Genomic DNA, 21,002 nt, shown 5'->3' with positions numbered 1-21,002 from the left:
GGGGGCTCAAGGCATGGAGCGTCCGCCGATCTCCGGGAAGCGCTCATAGGTCCTCAGGAGCGTGTCCAGGTGGGCGGCTTCGTCCAGGTCCATGGGCGCCTCCGTGAGCCGAACCACCCATCCACCTGTCGCGGTGCGCCGCGAGCGCGCAAGCAGTTCCGCGTCATGTGCCGGGTCCGGGAAGCCAATGGCTCGTGCGGCAGCGTCCGACCAGTAGTTCAGCCACCCCAGGCACCGTGGAATCTCCGGCACGGAGATGGCCTCTGGAAACTTGAGCGCGGGCAGCCCGCGTGGCGGCTTTCCAGGCCCATACGACTTCGGGCCTGTTTGGTCCGCGATGTCCTGCATCATGGCGGCCGGAGTCATGTGGCCCCACAGGGCTCGAACGCCTTCCGCGACCTGCACCAACATCTCCGCTGCCGCCGCGATGACTGCCGCGTCGAGCGGCAACTCCGCCTGGACATCCAGCAGGGGCTGGCCGCCCGGAGACTGACCCGAAGGTGTAGTCAATCCGCCAATCGTGACCGGATATCGCTCATCACCATTGCAGACGAGCGGGAACTTCCCGCGGGCCTCTGACTCAGCAAACCATGCATCACGCTTCGGCAATGCAATTGGCGCCCCTTGTCTGGAGATTTCCCATTCCATGCGCAGCCCCGGGAGAGCCCTTTCCATTCCCTGGATGGCAGCGAGCATACGGCCTTCGCGGCCCCTGAGCGTTGGGGCGTAGACGGTCAGGACGAGACGACTTGAAGCGGTCATCGCCTGCACCCCGTAACGACGACCTCAAGGGATGGATCTCGTTGCTTCAACGCGGCTTTGTGCGCCTCGCTGCTCACGCCGACGACAAATCCATATCCGCAGGCTCGCGCGATCTCGCGCTCTTCCTTGAGTTCTTCCACCTGATCCTCGACCACCTGAGTCCTGAGGAAAACGCTGTACGTGTCAAACTGGTCGGTCTTGATCTCCCATAGCACTCGCACGCCGACCTGCAGCGCATCAAAGTGCTTGCCGTCCACCAGCACGTCCATCCCAGGGAAGCGGTTGGGCGGAACCCTGTCGGCGCACTGATTATGTGCGTCGTCTCCACCTCGGTGCTTCACCGGGACAGGCTCGCATCTGGCGTGGCGCGTCCGGTCCAAGGGACCGGGAGGCATTGGGGGCTGCCAGTCCTTCCCAGCAGGTTCCGGTTCCAACCTGGGCTTCCGTTTCGCCATGACCTCCCGGGGAGCCGTCTGCGTTGCTCTCGCGGTCCCTGCCTCCTCGGGATAGAGCTGTCGAAGCTCATGCGCATCCAGCGCTTCCTTGATGGTGGCGGCGACCACCACCACCCCGACAATGATCACGGCGCCCACAACAATCTCAGGAGCCGCCAGCACACAGACTCCAAGTCCCAGGGTCGCCGCACCCATGGAGGCGACCGTGCATCTTCCCGTCGGATCGTGAAACCGGATCCGGTCATGGTCGAGAGCCTCGAAGCAGCGCTCCACCACCACGGACCAAGGCCGGACGGCCTCTTGGGCGACGCACCGGCCCCCATCACGCCAGGGCAACTTCGACGCTCTCTGGAGGTTGGCGACCCTTGCATTCCAGGCCACGCTCGCTCTTGGGTCCGGTGTCGACGTAGCGCAAGCCGAGAGGACCAGCAGGAGCGTGAAACAGGTGCGGGGATGCATGGAGACGTCCCTTCAATCAAGCGTGCGCGGCGGATCAAGACGCGTCCGCCTTGCAGCCTGCCTCCTTTGAGGGCCTGTGAGCCTCCCCGGGTTTTGTGGACACCCGAGATGAGGTGACCGAAGGATGTCCACGATGATGCCGAGACGAGAGCGAAGGAAGTACACGCCGGAGTTCAAGGCCCGGGTGGTGAAGCAGGTGCTGGAGGAGGGCAAGTCCCGGGCGCAGGTGGCCAAGGACCTGGACCTGACGCGCAGCGCCCTGGAAACCTGGGTGAGGCAGGCACGAACCGATGCAGGCCAGGGGCCGTCCGGGGCGCTGACGACGGGTGAGAAGGAAGAACTCGCCCAGCTGCGCCGCGAGGTACGCCAGCTGCGGATGGAGCGTGAAATCCTAAAAAACGCGGCGGCCTTCTTCGCCAGGGAGAGCACGTGAGGTTCGCGGCCATCCAGGAGAAGAAGGCGAGCTACCCGGTAGCCCTGCTGTGTCGTGTGCTGGAGGTGTCGCGAGCGGGCTACTACGCCTGGGAGGGGCGGGAGGCGTCCGCCCGCCAGAAGGCCAATGCGGCGCTGGCGGAGCGAATCCAGCAGGTGCACCAGGACAGCCGCCGCACCTACGGCAGCCCGCGTGTGCGCGCCGAGCTGAAGGCGCAGGGGCAGCACGTAGGCCGGCATCGCGTGGCCCGGCTGATGCGCGAGGCCGGGCTGCGGGCCCGTCGGCGCCGGCGCTTCGTGCACACCACGGACTCCAAGCACGGCCTGCCGGTGGCACCCAACGTGCTCGCTCGCGACTTCAATCCATCCAAGCCCGACCGGGCTTGGGTGACGGACATCACCTACGTGCCCACGCGAGAGGGCTGGTTGTACCTGGCCGTCGTGCTGGACCTCTTCAGTCGGCGCGTCATCGGCTGGGCCATGGACCGATGCATCGACCGGCACCTGGTGCTCTCGGCCCTCGACATGGCGCTCAAGGGCCGCCGTCCCCCCAAGGGGCTGTTGCACCACTCGGATCGCGGCAGCCAATACGCCAGTGAAGACTACCAGCGAGCCCTCGCCGCCCGCGGCATCCAGTGCAGCATGAGTCGCAAAGGCAACTGCTGGGACAACGCCGTGGCGGAGAGCTTCTTCTCCACCCTGAAGACGGAGTTGGTGCACGAGGTAGACTTCCTGACGCGCGAGTCCGCGAAGTCCGCCTTGTTCGAGTTCATCGAGGTGTTCTACAACCGCAAGCGGCGGCACTCCTCGCTCGGCTACGTCAGCCCCGTCGAGTTCGAGAAGGCCGCCTCACAGGTGCCGTTGGCTGCGTAACCCACCTGTCCACGAAAACCGGGCAAGCTCAACATGAAGTTGCCCGCTTCGTTGGGCACCAGCGTGAGCCGCACCTCCCCTTGCGCATCCAGGATCTCCACCTTCACGTTGGATGGCGAGCCCAGCCGGGGGTCGCACCCATCCGCCACGTGCAGCGACGGGAACACCGTGCCCATGAAGAAGTACGCATTGTTGGGCGACTGCTGCAGATGACAGCTCCGGCACGCGTAGCCGGGCGCCATCCTGGCCCCCGTGCCGCTCGCCTCGCTCCAGAAGCTGTCGCTCGCGCACGTCGTCGGCGCGGGCCCCGACGGGAGGCTGCCGCACGAGCCCGCGGGCATCCCTGCCTCCAGCCACTGCGTGAGCACCGCGCGCGCTTCGTCCGGCAGGGGCGGCTCCGACTCCGGAGGCATTGGCGCCGCCGCATTGCCCATCCGCTCCAGGCTGCGCTGTCCCACGCTCTGCTGGGCATGGACCGGGGAGGACCGCTGGAAGTCAGAGCGCGCGAGCAGCGCCAGGGGTGCGTTCCCCTTCAGCGGCGTGGTGTGACAAGACGCGCAGTGCTCCGCCACCACGGCCTTCACGTCACACGGCAGCTCGTCCGGCCCCGGGTCCACACCCGCGTCCACGACGCCCGCATCCGCGTTTCCCGGCCCTTCGGTCCCCGAACAGCCCCACGCCCCCACCAGCAGGGCCACCAGCCACCACCGCCCTGTCCCACCACGTCGCAGTCCCGGCATGTTCCCGTCCTTCTCGCGGCTCGCCGCGACATGACAATCCCGTCACCGCACCCTACATGCGCGACGGCAGCCTGGAGACGCTCTCCGAGTGTTGGACCACTCCGCGGCGGGCGGCCAGGCGCGGGCCTCGAATGGAGGGCAGACAAGTCCGCTCCAGAGTCCGTTCGTGCGCGGCTTCACGCAGTGGGGTGATGACGGTGGCCGGGGCGGCGAAGCCCAGGTTGACCGTGCGGAAGTCGGCGTTGACCACATCCAGCTCACGGACGGAAGGTTGGGGACATGGGCCGGCACTCATGCCAGGGCCCTCCCAACCCCCTCCGATGCGGCGATTTGCCGCGCGTCGATCCGCCGCGCGCGACTACCGCCCCAGCTTGAGGGCCACGGTCGCCGTGTCCTCCACCGTCCCCTTCAGCGTGAAGCGCATCTCCCAGGCGCCTGGCATGAACAGGTCCAGTTCCGACACCTCGAAGACCCCTGGCTCGCGCTCGGTGATGCGCGGGGTTTCAGAGATGCCGTGCCCCATGGAGGGCATCCAGGGCTGGACGGTCAGAATGACTCCGGGCACCGGCCTTCCAGATGCCGCGTCGGAGATGCGCACCTGGAACACCTGGACGCCCCTGCGCAGGGGCACGGACGCGGAGCGGAGCTCCACGCGGAGCCGGCCCGAAGCGCTGGTCACCGTCGCCACTGCGGCCACGGTGCCAACAGTCCCCGCGTCATTCCCCGCGGACGGGCCGGCCGGAGGTAGCGCGCCCAACAGCATCATCCACACCAGCAGTGTCATCATTCAGCCTTCCTCAGGGCGCGAGCGCGCGCCGGTTCCCCATCCCTGTAGTGGAAGTCTCCAGAGCGGACGCGCGACACGTTGTCGCGGGAAGGAGCAAGCGCGGACAGCGGCCTGATGAGGTCTGCGACAAGGTGTCGCATCGCTCGTGGCGCCTCGTTGGAACAGGGTGCACGCCACATGCGTCCTCCTCCACCCGACCCCACGCGGCCTCGAAAGAAGCCTTCAGCGCGCGCATGGATGTTTGCGTTGCTGGGAGCCCTGGGGCTCTCCGTGTCCGCGCTGGCATGCGCCGCGCTGGTGGTGGTGCTGGACTTCGCGTGGTCGGGCCCCACCGACAGCAACTCCTCGCAGGACCTCCTTGTACCGCCGCCGATGTACGGCCTGCTCCCCTCCTTCGAACTCCGCGATGAGCAGGGTCGCCCCCTTGGCTCCCGGCAGCTCCACGGACGGCTCACCCTGGTCCAGTTCTCATCGAACCCGGATGCGCGCCGCCTTGATTTCCTGCGGCGGATCCAGGAGCGGCTGAAGGCCATGGAGATCCCGGTCCAGGTCGTCATCGTGATGTCGCCAGCGTCACCTGCTGCTGAACGCCAGGCCATGCCCCAGGGATGGTGGAGGGTCTGGGACGGCGACGGGCTGACGGCGGCGACTCGGGAACTGGGCCAGAAGGCCCTGCCGGATGACGCCGAATCCAGGGGGCGCCCCTGGAACGCGGTGGTGCTGGTGGATCAGCTTGGCGGCATGCGCGGCGTCTATGGCCCGGGCCGTGACGAACAGACCGCCGAACGCCTCGTGGAGGACACGCGCTGCCTGCGCGCCTGTGGTCCCTTCTCCGTGCCCCCTTCCTGATGATGGGCCGCGACGCCGACGCGGGCGACGACGACTTCTTCAGCGTCTTCCATGGCGAGCACTTCGTGCTCGTGAATGCCCAGGGACAGCTTCGTGGCGACTACAAGGTCACGGACGGAGAGGGCGTCCTGGAGGCCCTGCTCCAGGACGCGGCGGCGCTGGCGCGCGCAGGGGACTGAGGCCCCGAAGCCCCCTCCCGTGGCAAAGAGCGCGGGCACGCCCCGAAGGAGTCCATACACAGCTGATAATTCCGGAATGGAGCCAGGAGTTCCCTGCGCGGGCGCCCCACCGGGCGGATCCGCACGGCGACCCGTACCCGCCGCGTGTTCCCGTGGCACGATTCGATGTGTCACGTTTCGACGGCTGACCTCCGCCAGCCACACGGTCTCCCCCGCACATCCCAGGAGTCGAGTCCATGCGCAGCGGCGCGCCGTCCGGTGCTTCTCCAGCCCCCGACCCTTCGTTCTCCACGCTGGTGCACCTGCTGCGCGTCCGCGCCCGGGACCAGGCGGACCTCCGCGGCTTCACGTTCCTGCAGGACGGGGAGACGGACGAGGAGCACCTGACGTACGCGGCGCTGGACCGGAAGGCGCGGGCCATCGCGGCGGTGCTCCAGGCGCGCGGCGCCCAGGGTGAGCGCGCGCTGCTGCTGTATCCGCCCGGGCTGGACTACATCGCCGGGTTCTTCGGCTGTCTGTACGCGGGCGTCATCGCGGTGCCCATCTACCCGCCGGACCCGCTGCGGCTGGCGCGCACGCTGCCGCGTCTGCTGTCCATCAGCCAGGACGCGCAGGCCACCCTCGTGCTCACCACCGACCTCATCCATGGCATGGGGGAGCTGCTCTTCGAACAGGCGCCGGAGCTGCGCGAGCTGCACTGGCTGGCCACCGACACGCTGGACGCGGAGGTCGCCGAAGGCTGGCGGGACCCGGGCGTGACCGCCGACACGCGGGGGTTCCTCCAGTACACCTCCGGCTCCACGTCGTCGCCCAAGGGCGTGGTGCTCACGCACGGCAACCTGCTGCACAACTCGAAGCTCATCCATGCGTGCTTCGGGCACTCCCCCCAGAGCCAGGGCGTCATCTGGCTGCCGCCGTACCACGACATGGGCCTCATCGGCGGCATCCTCCAGCCGCTGTACGGGGGTTTTCCGGTGACGCTGTTCTCGCCGGTGGACTTCCTCAAGCGCCCCCTGCGCTGGCTGGAGGCCATCTCCCGCGTCAAGGCCACGACGAGCGGCGGGCCCAACTTCGCGTTCGACCTGTGCGTGCGCAAGTCCACGCCCGAGGAGCGCGCGAAGCTGGACCTGAGCCACTGGGACCTCGCGTTCAACGGCGCGGAGCCCCTCATGCCGGACACGCTCCGGCGCTTCGCGGAGGCCTTCGGTCCCCAGGGGTTCCGCTCGGAGGCCATCTACCCGTGCTACGGCCTGGCCGAGGGCACGCTCATCGCCTCCGGCGGTGACAAGCGCCAGTTGCCCGTGCAGCGCACCGTGGACGCGGACGCGCTGAAGGAGCACCGCGTGGTGGCCACCGGGCCCACGAACCCGGCAGCCCGGACGCTGGTGGGCGCCGGCCGGAACCTCACCGACCAGAGGCTGATCATCGCGCACCCGGAGACGGGCCGGCCGCTGGCGTCGGGACAGGTGGGGGAGATCCGCGTCGCCGGGCCCAGCATCGCCCAGGGCTACTGGGGCCGCCCGGAGCAGACGGACGTCACGTTCCATCAGCCGCTCACCGGCACCGACGACGCGACGCCCTTCCTGCGCACGGGCGACCTGGGCTTCCTGGACGACGGCGAGCTGTTCGTCACCGGGCGCCTGAAGGACCTGATCATCATCCGCGGGCGCAACCACTACCCGCAGGACATCGAGCGCACGGTGGAGTCCAGCCACCCCGCCATCCGTCCGGGCTGCACCGCGGCGTTCTCCATCGAGTTGGAGGACGAGGAGCGCCTCATCATCGTGACGGAGGTGGACCGCCGCGCGGTGGAGACGGCGGGCGTGGACCTGGAGTCCCTGGCGCAGGGCATCCGTCAGGCCGTGGCGGCGGGACACGACCTCCAGGCCCGGGGCGTCGTGCTGCTGGGGCCGGGCGCCATCCCCAAGACGTCCAGCGGGAAGCTCCAGCGCTTCGCCGCCCGCGCGGAGTACGTCACGGACACGCTGGACGCGCTGCACGCGAGCGTCCTCGCCGCGCCCGCATCCGTGACGCCGGAGCTGACGGGAGCCACGTCCGCCGCGCAAAGGGAGCCCGACGCCCGCCGGAGGAACCCGAGGTTCGCGGGCGAGCAGTCCCCCTCCACCCGCCGCGCGCAGGTCACGGAGTTCCTCCGGGAGCAGGCGGCGCAGGTGCTGCGGCTGCCCACGTCGTTGGTGGACGTGGAGAAGCCGCTGCATGCCTACGGCGTGGACTCGCTGATGGCGGTGGACTTCAAGAGCGCCGTGGACGCGGGGCTGGGCCTGGACCTGCCGCTGTCGGACGTGCTCCAGGGCGTGCCGCTCACCCAGTTGGCGGAGACCGTGTCGCGGCTGCTGTCGGCGCCCCGCCTGGAGCCGTCCGCGGGCCCGGTGGCCGCGTATCCCAGCACGGAGGATGCGCCCCTGTCCGGCGGCCAGCAGGCGCTGTGGTTCATGCACCAGCTCGCGCCGGACAGCGCCGCCTACCATGTCCCCGTCGCGGTGCGCGTGCGCTCGGCGGTGGATGCGAAGGCCCTGCGGGCCGCCTTTGAAGCGCTGGTGGCCCGGCATCCCGCCCTGCGCACCACGTTCGTCATGGCGGCCACGGGCCCCGTGCAGCGCGTGCACGCGGGCATGCCTCCGGACTTCGCCGTCACCGACGCGACGGGCTGGAGCGACGCACAGGTCCTGGAGCACCTGTCCGCGGAGGCCCGCCGCCCGTTCGACCTGGAGCAGGGGCCGCTGCTCAGGGTGCGCCTCGTGTCGCGCGCGGCGGACGACCACGCGCTGCTCATCGCCATGCACCACGTCGTCACCGACTTCTGGTCCCTGGCGGTGATGGCGGAGGAGCTGGACGTCCTCTACCCGGCGCTGCGGCTGGGGCAGCATCCCACGCTCGCGGTGCCCGAGCGCACCATCGCGGACCATGCGCGCTGGCAGGCGGAGCTGCTCGCCGGGCCTCGCGGACGGGCGCTGGAGAAGTACTGGCGCGAGCAGCTCTCCGGGACGCTGCCGGTGCTGGACCTGGCCACGGACCGCCCGCGTCCCCCGGCGCAGACCTTCAACGGCCGCGTCCACACCACGCGCCTGGACGCGGGCATCACGGCGGCGGTGAAATCGCTGGCGCGCGATCACGGCGCCACGCCCGCCATGGTGCTCCAGACGGCCTTCCAGGCCCTGCTGCACCGCTACACCGGACAGCAGGACTTCACGCTCGGCGTGGTGAGCGCGGGCCGGGGGCGCGCGGAGCTGGCGGGCGTCACCGGCTACTTCGTCAACCCGCTGGTGGTGCGCACGCGGCCTTCCCCCTCCATGTCCTTCACGGACTACCTGGCCCAGACGCGCCAGACGGTGCTGGGCGCGCTGGAGCACCAGGACTATCCATTCAGCGCGCTGGTGGACCGGTTGCAGCCGGTGCGCGACCAGAGCCGCTCGCCGTTGTTCCAGGTGATGTTCGTCTACCAGCGCGCGGCCCGGCTGGATGAGCGCGGCCTCACGCCCTTCGCCCTGGACGTCCCGGGCGCGCGCGCCACCGTCGCGGGCCTGCCCATCGAATCGCTGGTGCTGTCGCACGGCGGCGCGCAGTTCGACCTCACGCTCACCCTGGGCGAGGTGGAGGGCGAGCTGGCCGCCTCCTTCGAATACAACACCGACCTCTTCGACACCGGCACCATCGAGCGCATGGGCGGGCACCTGCGCACGCTGCTGGCCGGCGTCGCCGCGCAGCCCCGCCGCGCCCTCTCCCGCCTGCCGCTGCTCCCCCCGGAGGAGCAGCACCAGCTGCTCGAAGGCTGGCGCGGCCCGCGCGTGCCCCTCACCGACGCGGACATGCTGCCCGCGCTGTTCGCGGCGCAGGTGGCGCGCACGCCGGACCACGTCGCGGTCTTCTTCCAGGACACCCGGCTCACCTACCGTGAGCTGGAGGTGCGCTCGGGCCAGCTCGCCGGGTGGCTGCGCGCGTTGGGGGTGAAGCCGGGAGACGTCGTCGGCCTCTGCCTGGAGCGCTCCGTGGAGACGCTGGTGTCCGTGCTGGCCGTGATGGCCACGGGCGCGTGCTACGTCCCCATCGACCCCGCCTACCCCGCCGAGCGCGCGGCCTTCATCCTGTCCGACACGCGGGCCCCGGTGCTCCTCACCCAGTCCTGGCTCCAGCGCACGCTGCCCACCGGCACCTCCGCGCGCATGCTGTGCGTGGACCTGCCGCTGGACGGCGCGCTGGCCCCGGAGCTTCCCGCGCCGGTGAGCGCGGACGACCTGGCGTGCCTCGTCTACACCTCCGGCTCCACCGGCCAGCCCAAGGGCGTGATGCTGGAGCACGGGGGCCTGGCGAACCTGGTGCGCTCGTTCGTGGAGTCGTACGCGCCCACGGCGAAGGACCGGATGCTGCCGCTCACGTCGGTGGCGTCCGCCAGCTTCGTGGGTGAGATCCTCCCGCTGCTGTGCACGGGCGGCGCGCTGGTGCTGCCCACCGAGGAGGAGATACTCGACCAGGAGAAGCTCTTCCAGCTCATCACCCGCCACACCGTCACGCTGGTGAGCACCGTGCCCGCGGTCATCGCGGGGCTCAACGCGCGCCTGGAGGAGCTGCCGCCGCTGCGGCTGGTGCTCTCCGGCGGCGAGGCGCTGGTGGCCAGCGACGTGGAGAAGCTGCTCACCACGACGCCGGTGGTGAACGGCTACGGCCTGACGGAGACGACCGTCTGCACGACCTACCACCGCATGACGGTGGCGGACCTCCAGGGCCACGCGTGGGTGCCCATCGGCCGGCCCATCATCAACACGGACGTGTACGTGCTGGACGCGGAGCGCAACCTGCTGCCCGTGGGCGCGGCCGGCGAGCTGTACGTGGGCGGTCGGGGCCTGGCGCGCGGCTACTGGCGCCGCCCGGAGCTGACCTCCGAACGCTTCGTCACCCACCCGTTCCAGCCGGGCGAGCGGCTCTACCGCACGGGCGACCGCGCGCGCTGGCTGCCGGACGGCGTGCTGACGTTCCTGTCCCGCGCGGATGAGCAGGTGAAGCTGCGCGGCTTCCGCATCGAACTGGGCGAGGTGGAGGCCGCGCTGCGCCGCCACCCCGCCGTGCGCGACGCGTTCCTGATGGCGCGCGAGGATGCCCCGGGCGACAAGCGGCTGGTGGCATACCTGGTGCTGTCGGAGCCCGCGCCCACGCACACGGAGCTGGGCACCTTCCTGGCCCAGACGCTGCCGCCGTACATGCTGCCGTCCGCGTACGTGCCGCTGGCCGCGCTGCCCCTGTCCCCCCACGGCAAGGTGGATCCGAAGGCGCTGCCCGCTCCGGAAGGGGCTCGGCTTGAGTCCGCCGTGGCCTACGCTCCGCCCCAGAGCGCGGTGGAGCGCGGCGTGGCCGCCATCTGGCAGTCGGTGCTGAAGGTGGACCGCGTGGGTTTGCACGACAACTTCTTCGAGCTGGGCGGCAACTCGCTGCTCATCGCGCAGGCACACCGGCGGATGCGCGAGGAGCTGGGCGCGGACCTCTCGCTGGTGGACATGTTCAAGTTCACCACCGTGAGCGCGCTGGCCCAGCAGTTGGCGAACAAGGGCGAGGACTCTGGCGCGGCCTCCCAGAAGCTCAAGGACGAGGCGGAGCGTCGCAGGGCCGCCCAGGTCCGGCGGCAGCAGACGCGCGGCCGTGGCAGGTAGCGCCCCTCCCAGGACCCCGATTTTGAAGGACGGCTTCATGAGCACTGACACCCCCACCGAAGTGGAAGGCATCGCGGTCATCGGCATGGGCGGACGCCTGCCCGGCGCGAAGACCCTCGCCGAGTTCTGGAAGAACCTCACGGGCGGCGTGGACAGCATCACCTTCTTCACCGACGAGGAGCTCATCGCGGAAGGGACGGACCCGGCCCTGGTGCGCGCCCCCCACTACGTGAAGGCGCGCGGCACGCTGGGCGACACGGACCAGTTCGACGCGGCCTTCTTCGGCATGAACCCGCGCGAGGCCGCGCTGATGGATCCCCAGCACCGCCTGTTCCTGGAGTGCGCGTGGGAGGCGATGGAGCACTCGGGCTACAGCCCGGAGCGGCAGCCCGGCCGCGTGGGCGTGTTCGGCGGCATGAGCATGAACACGTACCTGCTCTCCAACCTGTACTCGCACCTGACGCACGTCGCGTCGGTGGAGAGCCTCCAGGCGTCCATCGGCAACGACAAGGACAGCCTGACGACGGAGGTCGCGTACCGGATGGACCTGACGGGCCCCGCCGTCACGGTGCAGTCCTCGTCCTCCACGTCGCTCACCTGCATCCACTACGCCTGCCAGAGCCTGCTGTCGTTCGAGTGCGACATGGCCCTGGCCGGAGGCGTGTCCATCCACTTCCCGGAGAAGGCGGGCTCCCTCTACCACGAGGGTGGCACCACGGCGCCGGACGGCCGCTGTCACACCTTCGACGCGGAGGCCCAGGGCTTCGTCGCCGGCCACGGCGCGGCGGTGGTGACGCTCAAGCGCCTGTCGGACGCGCTCAAGGACGGGGACACCGTCTACGCCGTCGTGCGCGGCTCGGCGGTGAACAACGACGGCTCGCGCAAGGTCAGCTACATGGCCCCCGCCGTCGCGGGGCAGGCGGAGGTCATCGCGCTGGCGCAGGCGGTGGCGAACGTGGAGCCGGACACCGTCGGCTACGTGGAGGCCCACGGCACCGCGACGAAGGTGGGGGACCCCATCGAGGTGGCGGCGCTCACGCAGGCGTTCCGCCAGGGCACGGACAAGAAGAACTTCTGCGCGCTGGGGTCGGTGAAGAGCAACATCGGGCACCTGGACTCGGCGGCGGGCGCGGTGGGCTTCATCAAGGCGGTGTTGTCGCTGCACCACAAGAAGCTGGTCCCCAGCCTCCACTTCAAGACGCCCAACCCGGCGTGCGACTTCCCCAACAGCCCGTTCTACGTGAACACGGAGCTGCGCGACTTCCCGAAGGGCGCCACGCCGCGCCGCGCGGGCGTCACGTCGCTGGGCATGGGCGGCACCAACGCGCACGTCATCCTGGAGGAAGCGCCGGAGCCGCCCACCACCGACACGCCCCGGCGTCCCGCGCAGTTGGTGCTGCTGTCGGCGCGCACGGAGGCGTCGCTGGAGGTGGCCACGGACCGGCTGGCCGCGCACCTGCGCGAGCACCCGGGGACGGAGCTGGCGGACGTGGCGCACACGCTGCAACTGGGCCGCAAGCGCTTCGGCAAGCGGCGCGCGGTGGTGGCGCGCACCTCAGCGGAGCTTGCCACGGCGCTGGAGGAGCGCACGCCGGGCCGTGTGTTCAGCGGCGCCGCGGAGAACGCCGGCCGCCCGGTGATGTTCATGTTCTCCGGGCAGGGCTCGCAGTACGTGGACATGGGAAGGGACCTGTATGAGCAGGAGCCCGCCTTCCGCGCCCAGGTGGACACCTGCGCGGAGAAGCTCAAGCCGCACCTGGGCCTGGACCTGCGCACCGTGCTGTACCCGCCCGAGGCGTCGCGCGAGCTGGCCTCGGAGCGCCTCAAGCAGACGGGCCTCGCGCAACCAGCGCTGTTCGTCATCGAGTACGCGCTCGCGAAGCTGTGGGCGTCATGGGGCGTGACGCCGCACGCGATGGTGGGCCACAGCATCGGTGAGTTCGTGGCCGCGTGCCTCGCGGGCGTCTTCACCCTGGACGACGCGCTGGCGCTGGTCGCCGCGCGAGGCCGGCTCATGCAGTCGCTGCCCGCGGGCTCGATGCTCGCGGTGCCGCTGCCCGTGGCGCAGGTGACGCCGCTGCTGCCGGAGGGCCTGTCCGTGGCGGCGGTGAACAGCCCCACCACCTGCGTCGTCGCGGGCCCCACCGCGCAGGTGGACGCGTTCGAGCAGCAGCTCCAGTCACAGGGCCTCCACGGCTCGCGGCTGCACACGTCGCACGCGTTCCACTCCGCGATGATGGACCCCATCCTGGACGCCTTCCGCGAGGCGGTGCGCAAGGTGGCGCGGCAGGCGCCGAAGAAGCCCTACCTGTCCAACGTCACCGGCACCTGGGTGACGCCCGAGGAGGCCACGAGCCCCGAGTACTGGGCGAAGCACCTGCGCGGCGCGGTGCGCTTCGCGGACGGCGTGGCGGAGCTGCTGAAGGAGTCGGACGCCATCCTGCTGGAGGTCGGCCCCGGCAACACGCTGACCGCCCTGGCGCGGCAGCATCCGGACAAGGGCGCGCGGCACGCGTTCCTCCACTCGCTGCGCCATCCGAAGGAGCAGCACGCGGACCTGGACACCGTGCTGGGAACGCTGGGCCGGCTGTGGCTGGAGGGCGTGGAGGCGGACTGGGATGGCTTCCGGGGCGAGGAGCGCCGCCGCCGCGTCGCGCTGCCCACGGCTCCTTTCGAGCGTCAGCGCCACTGGGTGGAGCCGCGCAAGGCGACCACCGCCTCCGACGGCGAGCGCGCCGAGGGGGTGTCCGCGGATCAGAAGCAGCCCGTGGCCCGCTGGTTCTACCTGCCGTCCTGGCAGCGCTCGCTGCCGCTTCCAAAGAGCGCGTGGAGCGAGAAGAAGTCCTCCTGGTGGCTGTTCCTCCCCGACGAGGCATCCGGTGCGACCAGCGAAGGCCTGGGTGCGCGGCTCGCGCGGAGACTGGAAGAGGCGGGACAGGACGTGCTGCGCATCACCCCAGGCTCCGTCACCGCGAAGCACGCCGAGCACCACTGGACGCTGGCGCTGGGCGGCGAGGGCGCGCTGCTGGAGGCGCTCGCCGCGCCAGACCACGTCCTGCACCTGGGGACGCTGGGCGTGGGCGAGCCACGGGGTGAGGCGGACTTCGAGTCCGCGCTGGGCAAGGGCTTCCTGGGGTTGATGGGGATCGCGCGGGCCCTGGGCCTTCAGCCCGGCGCGCGGCCGGTGTCGCTGGTCGCGGTCACGAACCGCATGCAGGCGCTGGGCGAGGAGGCGCCGAGCCCGGAGCTGGCCACGGTGCTGGGCCCGGTGCGCGTGATTCCGCAGGAGTACGGCCACCTATCCGCCAAGGCCGTGGACCTGCGCCTGCCGATGCCGGGGAGCTGGCAGGAGACGGCGCTCGTGGAGGCCCTGCTGTCGGAGGCCGCCACGCCGTCCCGGCAGGAGGACGTCATCGCCTACCGTGGCGGCGCGCGCTGGGTGCGGACGTACGAGCCCCTCCCGGCGGATGCGCCTCGCGCCGCGCAGGTTCCGCTGCGTGACGGGGGCGTGTACCTGATCATCGGCGGCTTTGGCACCCTGGGCTTCACGCATGCGCGGTCGCTGGCGAAGCGGGTGAAGAAGGCGAAGCTGGTGCTCGCGGGCCGCACGGCCCTGCCGGAGCGCGCGCAATGGGACGGGCACCTCGCGGCGAATCCCGAGGACGACGCCGTGGCCCGCCGCATCCTCCAGGTGCTCTCCCTGGAGGCGCTGGGCGCGGAGGTCCTCACGGTCTGCCTGGACGCGGCCAACAAGGTCCAGGTGCAGGCAGCGGTGGAGGCCGCCGAGTCGCGCTTCGGCGCGCTGCACGGCGTGGTGTTCGCGGCGGGTGACGTGGGCCCTGCCCTCTTCCGGGCCATCCCGGACACCCGGCCGGAGGACGTGCGCGACACCTTCCACGGCCGCGTGCGCGGGCTGTACGCGCTGGAGGAGGCGCTGCGCGGACGTCCGCTGGACTTCTGCCTGCTGTCGTCATCGCTGGCGGCGGTGCTCGGGGGCCTGGGGCTGGCGTCGTACGCGGCGGCCACGTCCTTCATGGACGCCTTCGCCACGAAGCAGTCCCAGATGACGCCGGTGCCGTGGATGAGCGTGGGCTGGGACGCGTGGAAGTTCGAGTCCCGCGCCGGAGGCACGCAGAGCCCGTTCGGCGCGCTGGCCATCACCCTCTCCGAGGGCGAGGACGCGTTCGAGCGGCTCTTCCAGTTGGGCCCCGTGCCCCATGTCGCCGTGTCCACGAGCGACCTGCGCGCCCGTGCGAGCAAGTGGTCTCAGTCGGCGTCCGCGCGGGAGCCAGCGGCGAAGCAGGACGTGGGGGCCATTCCAGGCACCACGCCCCGGCCCACGCTCCAGAACGCGTACGTGCCGCCTCGCGACCCGCTGGAGGAGCGGCTGGCCCACCTTTGGGAGACGACGCTCGGCATCGCGCAGGTGGGCGTGCACGACAACTTCTTCGAGCTGGGGGGCAACTCGCTGGTGGGCGTGAAGCTGATCGCGCTCGTGCGTGAACAGTTCGGCGTCGCGCTGCCGGCCGTCACGCTCTACGAGGGCCCCACCGTGGGCGCGCTGGCGAAGCTGCTCCAGGCCGCCAGCGATACCGGGGATGCCGCCCCCGAAGACACCGAAGCGCTCAGCCGTGGTGAGCGCCGCCGTGCCCGCCGCGCGAACCGCCGGGGTGACGACGCCCCCGACGAGGAGCCGTAGTCCCCTTTCGCTGAAGAGCACGCCCCATGTCCGCTGACCCGAACATCGACGCGCAGGCCATCGCCATCGTGGGCATGGCCGGGAGGTTCCCTGGCGCGCCCGACCTGGACACCTTCTGGAAGAACCTGCGCGAGGGCGTGGAGTCCATTCGCCCTGTGTCGGACGCGGAGCCTTCCCTGCGCACGGACCCGCGCCACGTGAAGGTCAGCGCCGCGCTGGAGGGCATGGAGCTGTTCGACGCGGGCTTCTTCGGTTTCACGCCCCGCGAGGCGGAGCTGATGGATCCGCAGCACCGCGTCTTCCTGGAGTGCGCGTGGGAGGCGCTGGAGAAGGCGGGCCACACGCCGGAGGGCTTCGACGGCGCCATCGGCGTGTTCGCCGGCGCCTCCACCAACACGTACCTGGTGTTCAATCTGGTCCCCCACCTTGACCGGCTCGGCGGCATGGACCCGGTGCAGGTGGACGTGAGCAATGGCGGGGACTTCCTCGCCACGCGCGTGGCGTACAAGCTCAACCTGCGCGGGCCCAGCTACTCCATCACCAGCGCGTGCTCCACGTCGCTCGTGGCCACGCACGCCGCCTGCCAGAGCCTGCTTGATGAAGAGTGCGACATCGCGCTCGCGGGCGGTGTGTCGGTGAACGTGAAGCACCCGGAGGGCTACGCCTTCGTGCCCGGCGGCATCGTGTCCCCGGACGGCCACTGCCGCGCGTTCGACGCGAAGGCGGAGGGCACGGTGTTCGGCAGCGGCGTGGGCGTGGTCGTGCTCAAGCGGCTGGTGGACGCCATCGAGGACGGCGACCACATCCACGCCGTCATCAAGGGCTCGGCCGTCAACAACGACGGCGCGCTGAAGGTGGGCTTCACCGCCCCCAGCGTGGAGGGACAGGCCTCCGTCATCCGCGAGGCCCTGGGCGCCGCGGGCGTGCCGCCGGAGAGCATCGGCTACCTGGAGGCGCACGGCACCGGCACGAAGATGGGGGACCCCATCGAGGTGCGCGCGCTCAACAAGGCCTTCAAGTTCCGCTCCGCCTCGGCCAGGGCGAATCCGCCGAGGATTCCGGTGGGCTCGCTCAAGAGCAACATCGGGCACCTGGCCAACGCGGCCGGCGTCTCCAGCCTCATCAAGGCCGTGCTGACGCTGGAGCACCGCCAGATTCCGCCCAGCCTCCACGTCATGGAGGTGAACCCGGAGATTCCGTTCGCGGGCGGCCCCTTCTTCGTCAACACGAAGCTCACCGACTGGCAGGCGAACCCCCAGCACCCGCGCCGCGCGGGCGTCAGCTCGTTCGGCGTGGGCGGCACCAACGCGCACGTCGTGCTGGAGGAGGCGCCCACCCTTCCCCCGTCCGGTGCCTCGCGAGCCATGCAGGTGCTGGTGCTGTCCGCGAAGAGCGACGCGGCGCTGGACGCGGCGACGCGGAACCTCGCCGCCCACCTGAAGGCGCACCCCGCGCAGCCGCTGGCGGATGCGGCCTTCACGCTCCAGACGGGCCGGCAGGCGATGGGACGGCGCCGCGTGCTGGTGTGCCGCGACCGGGACGACGCCCTGGCCGCGCTGGAAGTGGAGGGCAGCCCCCGCCTGTGGACGCAGGCGCCGGACGTGCAGGAGCGGCCGGTGGTGTTCCTGTTCCCCGGGCAGGGTTCCCAGTACGTGGGCATGGCGCGCGACCTGTACGCGTCCGAGCCCACGTTCAAGAAGCACCTGGATGCATGCGCGGAGAAGCTGACGCCGCACCTGGGCCTGGACCTGCGCACGGTGCTCTTCCCGGAGGCCGCGAAGGAGGAGGCCGCGGCCCAGGCGCTGTCCCGCACGGAGCTGACCCAGCCCGCGCTCTTCGTCGTCGAGTATGCGCTCGCGAAGCTGTGGATGGCCTGGGGCGTGAAGCCCTCCGCGATGCTGGGACACAGCATCGGTGAGTACGTGGCCGCGTGCCTCGCGGGCGTGTTCTCGCTGGACGACGCGCTAACGCTGGTCGCCGCGCGCGGCAAGCTGATGCAGGGGGTGCCCGCGGGCGCCATGCTGTCCGTGCGCGAGGAGGAGTCCGCGCTGATGCCGCTGCTGACGGGTGGGCTCTCCGTGGCGGCGGTGAACGCGCCGGGCTTCACCGTCGTCGCGGGCCCCACCGACGCGGTGGATGCGCTCCAGGCGAAGCTGGAGGCTCGGGGCGTGGAGGTGTCGCGCCTGCACACGTCACACGCGTTCCACTCCGCGATGATGGAGCCCGTCCTCGCGCCCTTCACCGAGCGCGTGCGGCAGGTGAAGCTCAACGCTCCCACCCTGCCCTTCCTGTCCAACGTGACGGGCACATGGATCGACGCCGCGCAGGCAACCGACCCTGGCTACTGGGCCACGCACCTGCGGCAGGCGGTGCGCTTCTCCGCGGGCTTGCAGGAGGTGTCTCGCAAGTGGCCGCAGGCGGCCTTCCTGGAGGTCGGCCCGGGTACGGTGCTGACGACGCTCGCGAAGCAGCATCCGGGCGTGGAAGGCCGTGTCCTGATCAGCTCCACGCGCCATCCACGCGAGCAGGCGTCGGACCTCCAGGTGCTGCTGGGCGCACTGGGCCGGTTGTGGCTGGGCGGCGTGTCGGTGGACTGGAAGGGCTTCGCCGCGCACGAGCAGCGCCGCCGCGTGCCGCTGCCCACCTACCCGTTCCAGCGCGAGCGCTACTGGATTGAACCGAAGCCCCTCGGGACCATCACCGCAGGAGCGCACACGGACGCGCCCGCGTCGCTGGTGAAGCGCACGGACGTGGCGGACTGGTTCTACGCCCCGTCATGGAAGCTCGCGCCCCTGCCTCGTGCGAAGGCGGGGGAAGAAGCAGGCGCGGGCTGGCTGGTGTTCGCGGACGACACCGGCGTGGCGGACGCGCTCGCGCCGAAGCTGGGCGGCACCGTCCTCCGGGTGAGCGCCGGTGCACGGTTCGAGCAACGGCCGGACGGCACGTACACGGTGGATCCGAGGCGTCGTGAGGACTACGGCTCGCTGCTGGAGTCACTGAAGCGGCAGGGCCGCGCGTTCGCGAACGTGGTGCACCTGTGGAGCTTGTCGCGCGAACCCCTGGCACTGGGCGCGGCGCTGGACCTGGGCTTCCACAGCCAGCGCTTCCTGGCGCGCGCGCTGGGCGAAGTGGGCCTTCTGGAGCCCCTGACGTGGTCCGTGGTGACGAGCCGCGCGGCGCGCGTGGAACGGGCCGACGTGCGGTTGCCGGAGCAGGCATTGCTGGTGGGCCCGACGCGCGTGCTGCCGCAGGAATACCCGCACCTCTCCTGCCGCTTCGTGGACGTGGTTCCCGGGGACGCTGGCGCGGTGGCCGAGCGGCTGGCGGCGGAGCTGCGCGCGCGGTCGGGTGACGCGGTGGTGGCGCTCCGTGGCCGGCAGCGTTGGGTGCGGACCTACGAGCCCGTGCGCCTGGAGGCTGGCGTCCCTGGGGGGCTTCGCGACGGCGGCGTGTACCTCATCACCGGCGGCCTCACCGGCATCGGCCATGCGCTCGCTTCCGAGCTGGCGACGGTGCACCACGCGAAGCTGGCGCTGGTGGAGACGGCGGACCTGCCCGGCCGGGACCAGTGGGCCGCGTGGGTGGAGCGGCACGGCGTGGCGGATGCCGTCACCCGTCGCATCCAGCGTGCGCAGGCCCTGGAGCGCGCGGGTGCGGAGCTGTTGGTGCTCTCCGCGAACCTCACCGACATGGAGGCCATGCGCGGCGTGGTGGACACGACGATGGCGCGCTTCGGTCGCATCGACGGCGTCATCCACGCAGCGGGCGGCATGCAGGGCGCCACGCCGAGCACTATCGCGGAGACCGGGCCGACTGAGCGCGAAGGACACTTCCGCTCCCAGGTGCACGGCGTGCGGGTATTGCAGCAGGTGCTGCCCGTGGAAGGTCCCGCCTTCTGCCTCCTCGTCGCCTCACTGTCGTCGGTGCTGGGCGGCCCGGGCCAGGTGGCGCGAGCCTCCGCCAGCGCCTTCATGGATGCCTTCGCGGAAGGACACAGCGAGACATCCGCCTATCCTTGGCTCAGCGTGGACATGGACGCGTGGCAGCTCGCGGACGCGCCCACCGTGTCGGAGTCGAGCCCCGTGCTGTCGCGGTTCGCCATGCAGCCCGCGGAAGGCCTTGAAGCGTTGCGTCGCGCGCTGTCGCAGGGTGAGGGAGGGCAGCTCGTCGTCTCCACCGGAGACCTGGCCGAGCGCCTCCGCCAGGGGCTGAGCACCCCGAGCGTGAGCGCGTCCCCGAGCAACAAGGAGCCCGCGCATGGCAAGCACGCACGGCCCCCCCTCCTCACGCCCTACGTGGCGCCGGACACGGAGCTGGAGAAGACCGTCGCGGGCATCTGGGAGCAGGTCATGGGCATCCAGGGCATCGGCCTCCACGACAACTTCTTCGAGCTGGGCGGGCACTCGATGCTGGCCTCGCAGCTGCGCAACCACCTCCACACGGTGCTCCAGGTGGACCTGTCCCTGCGCGGCCTGTTCGAGACGCCCACCGTGGCCGGTGTCGCAAGAGGCGTGGAGCAGGAGCGCAGCACGCGCGCGGCCTCCACGGAGAAGCCCATCGCGGAGCGCCTGCGCACCGCCTTCCCCACCGAGCGCCCCGCCTTGATGGCGGACTACCTGCGCCACCACATCGCCGAGGGGCTGGGCATCCCCCCGGCGCGACTGCCCGCGAACGGAAGCCTCGCGGACCACGACCTGCACGCACCAGGCGCGAAGCTGGAACAAGCCCTGCGGCAGGACTTCAAGCTCCAGCTCTCCGCGCGCGAAGTGCAGGCGCACCCGTCCATCCCGGAGCTGTCGCAGCACCTGCTGGTGGAGCTGAACCGGCTGACGGCTCCACAGCGCATCGAGGAGGGCCTGCCGTCGTTGGACTCCGCGAACGAGTCTTCCCGCCCACAGGACACCGCCACCGCGAAGAAGCAGGTGACCGCCGCGGAGGCGGAGAAGTTGCTGGAGAGCATGGAGCACCTGTCGGACGAACAGGTGGCGGAGCTGCTCGCGGTGCTGGAGGCCACGGACGCAGACACGGGGAGTAGCAGTAGCGACGAGGAAGCCGCATGACCCGGCTGTCGGCGCACCCCTCCGTAGTACCGTGCGCGGGTCCCTGA

10 protein-coding genes are annotated in these 21,002 nt (G+C 70.9%); 6 read left to right on the top strand and 4 right to left on the bottom strand.

Features of this window, described 5'->3' with window-relative positions:
* Positions 1-6 precede the first annotated feature (6 nt).
* The gene (locus OV207_RS16510; protein ID WP_267556160.1) at positions 7-762 is read right to left on the bottom strand and encodes a DUF5953 family protein; all 756 of its coding nucleotides are present in this window, start codon (positions 760-762) and stop codon (positions 7-9) included.
* Positions 759-1,496 (bottom strand): DUF6310 domain-containing protein, encoded by a 738-nt coding sequence (locus OV207_RS16505; protein ID WP_324291533.1) that lies wholly within the window; start codon positions 1,494-1,496, stop codon positions 759-761. Before OV207_RS16505 ends, OV207_RS16510 begins: the two co-directional genes overlap by 4 nt.
* Positions 1,497-1,812: 316 nt before the next feature.
* Here OV207_RS16505 and OV207_RS16500 point away from each other — a divergent pair.
* Positions 1,813-2,981, top strand: a protein-coding gene (locus OV207_RS16500) for an IS3 family transposase (protein WP_267552771.1) whose coding sequence is annotated in 2 segments (ribosomal slippage) — positions 1,813-2,068 and positions 2,068-2,981 — 1,170 coding nt in all. Because the reading frame shifts where the segments join, the coding sequence is not laid out codon by codon here.
* On the opposite strand, the gene OV207_RS16495 is transcribed toward OV207_RS16500, so the two are convergent.
* A complete protein-coding gene (locus tag OV207_RS16495; protein ID WP_267556152.1) occupies positions 2,924-3,721 on the bottom strand; it encodes a hypothetical protein in 798 nt (265 codons plus the stop codon). The two genes, OV207_RS16500 and OV207_RS16495, sit on opposite strands and share 58 nt — an antisense overlap.
* Before the next feature lie 358 nt (positions 3,722-4,079).
* Positions 4,080-4,508, bottom strand: coding sequence for a FixH family protein (locus OV207_RS16485; protein WP_267556151.1), 429 nt, complete (start codon positions 4,506-4,508; stop codon positions 4,080-4,082).
* Between the two features lie 246 nt (positions 4,509-4,754).
* Between OV207_RS16485 and OV207_RS16480 the strand changes: the two genes are divergently transcribed.
* The 5 genes from OV207_RS16480 to OV207_RS16460 all read left to right on the top strand — a co-directional run bounded on the left by OV207_RS16480 (position 4,755) and on the right by OV207_RS16460 (position 20,955).
* Positions 4,755-5,357, top strand: a complete 603-nt coding sequence (locus OV207_RS16480) for a hypothetical protein (protein WP_267556150.1) — start codon at positions 4,755-4,757, stop codon at positions 5,355-5,357.
* A complete protein-coding gene (locus OV207_RS16475) occupies positions 5,357-5,536 on the top strand; it encodes a hypothetical protein (protein ID WP_267556149.1) in 180 nt (59 codons plus the stop codon). Before OV207_RS16480 ends, OV207_RS16475 begins: the two co-directional genes overlap by 1 nt.
* A gap of 236 nt (positions 5,537-5,772) precedes the next feature.
* On the top strand, positions 5,773-11,196 hold the full coding sequence (locus OV207_RS16470) for a non-ribosomal peptide synthetase (protein ID WP_267556148.1): 5,424 nt from the start codon (positions 5,773-5,775) through the stop codon (positions 11,194-11,196).
* Positions 11,197-11,233: 37 nt separating this feature from the next.
* Positions 11,234-15,895, top strand: a complete 4,662-nt coding sequence (locus tag OV207_RS16465; protein ID WP_267556147.1) for a type I polyketide synthase — start codon at positions 11,234-11,236, stop codon at positions 15,893-15,895.
* A gap of 26 nt (positions 15,896-15,921) precedes the next feature.
* Positions 15,922-20,955: a type I polyketide synthase gene (locus OV207_RS16460; protein ID WP_267556146.1), complete on the top strand. Its 5,034-nt coding sequence runs from the start codon at positions 15,922-15,924 to the stop codon at positions 20,953-20,955.
* Positions 20,956-21,002 lie beyond the last annotated feature (47 nt).

This window comes from Corallococcus sp. BB11-1 (assembly GCF_026626625.1).
GTDB classification, from domain to species: domain Bacteria; phylum Myxococcota; class Myxococcia; order Myxococcales; family Myxococcaceae; genus Corallococcus; species Corallococcus soli.
The sequence above is the reverse complement of the archived record's forward strand: the minus strand, read 5'-3'. Positions and strand labels throughout refer to the sequence as shown.

Bases quoted from the DNA above. Each gene is read 5' to 3' on its own strand.
- OV207_RS16510 (WP_267556160.1), bottom strand. From the start codon at position 762: ATGACCGCTTCAAGTCGTCTCGTCCTGACCGTCTACGCCCCAACGCTC.
- OV207_RS16495 (WP_267556152.1), bottom strand. From the start codon at position 3,721: ATGCCGGGACTGCGACGTGGTGGGACAGGGCGGTGGTGGCTGGTGGCC.
- OV207_RS16485 (WP_267556151.1), bottom strand. From the start codon at position 4,508: ATGATGACACTGCTGGTGTGGATGATGCTGTTGGGCGCGCTACCTCCG.
- OV207_RS16475 (WP_267556149.1), top strand. From the start codon at position 5,357: ATGATGGGCCGCGACGCCGACGCGGGCGACGACGACTTCTTCAGCGTC.
- OV207_RS16470 (WP_267556148.1), top strand. From the start codon at position 5,773: ATGCGCAGCGGCGCGCCGTCCGGTGCTTCTCCAGCCCCCGACCCTTCG.
- OV207_RS16465 (WP_267556147.1), top strand. From the start codon at position 11,234: ATGAGCACTGACACCCCCACCGAAGTGGAAGGCATCGCGGTCATCGGC.
- OV207_RS16460 (WP_267556146.1), top strand. From the start codon at position 15,922: ATGTCCGCTGACCCGAACATCGACGCGCAGGCCATCGCCATCGTGGGC.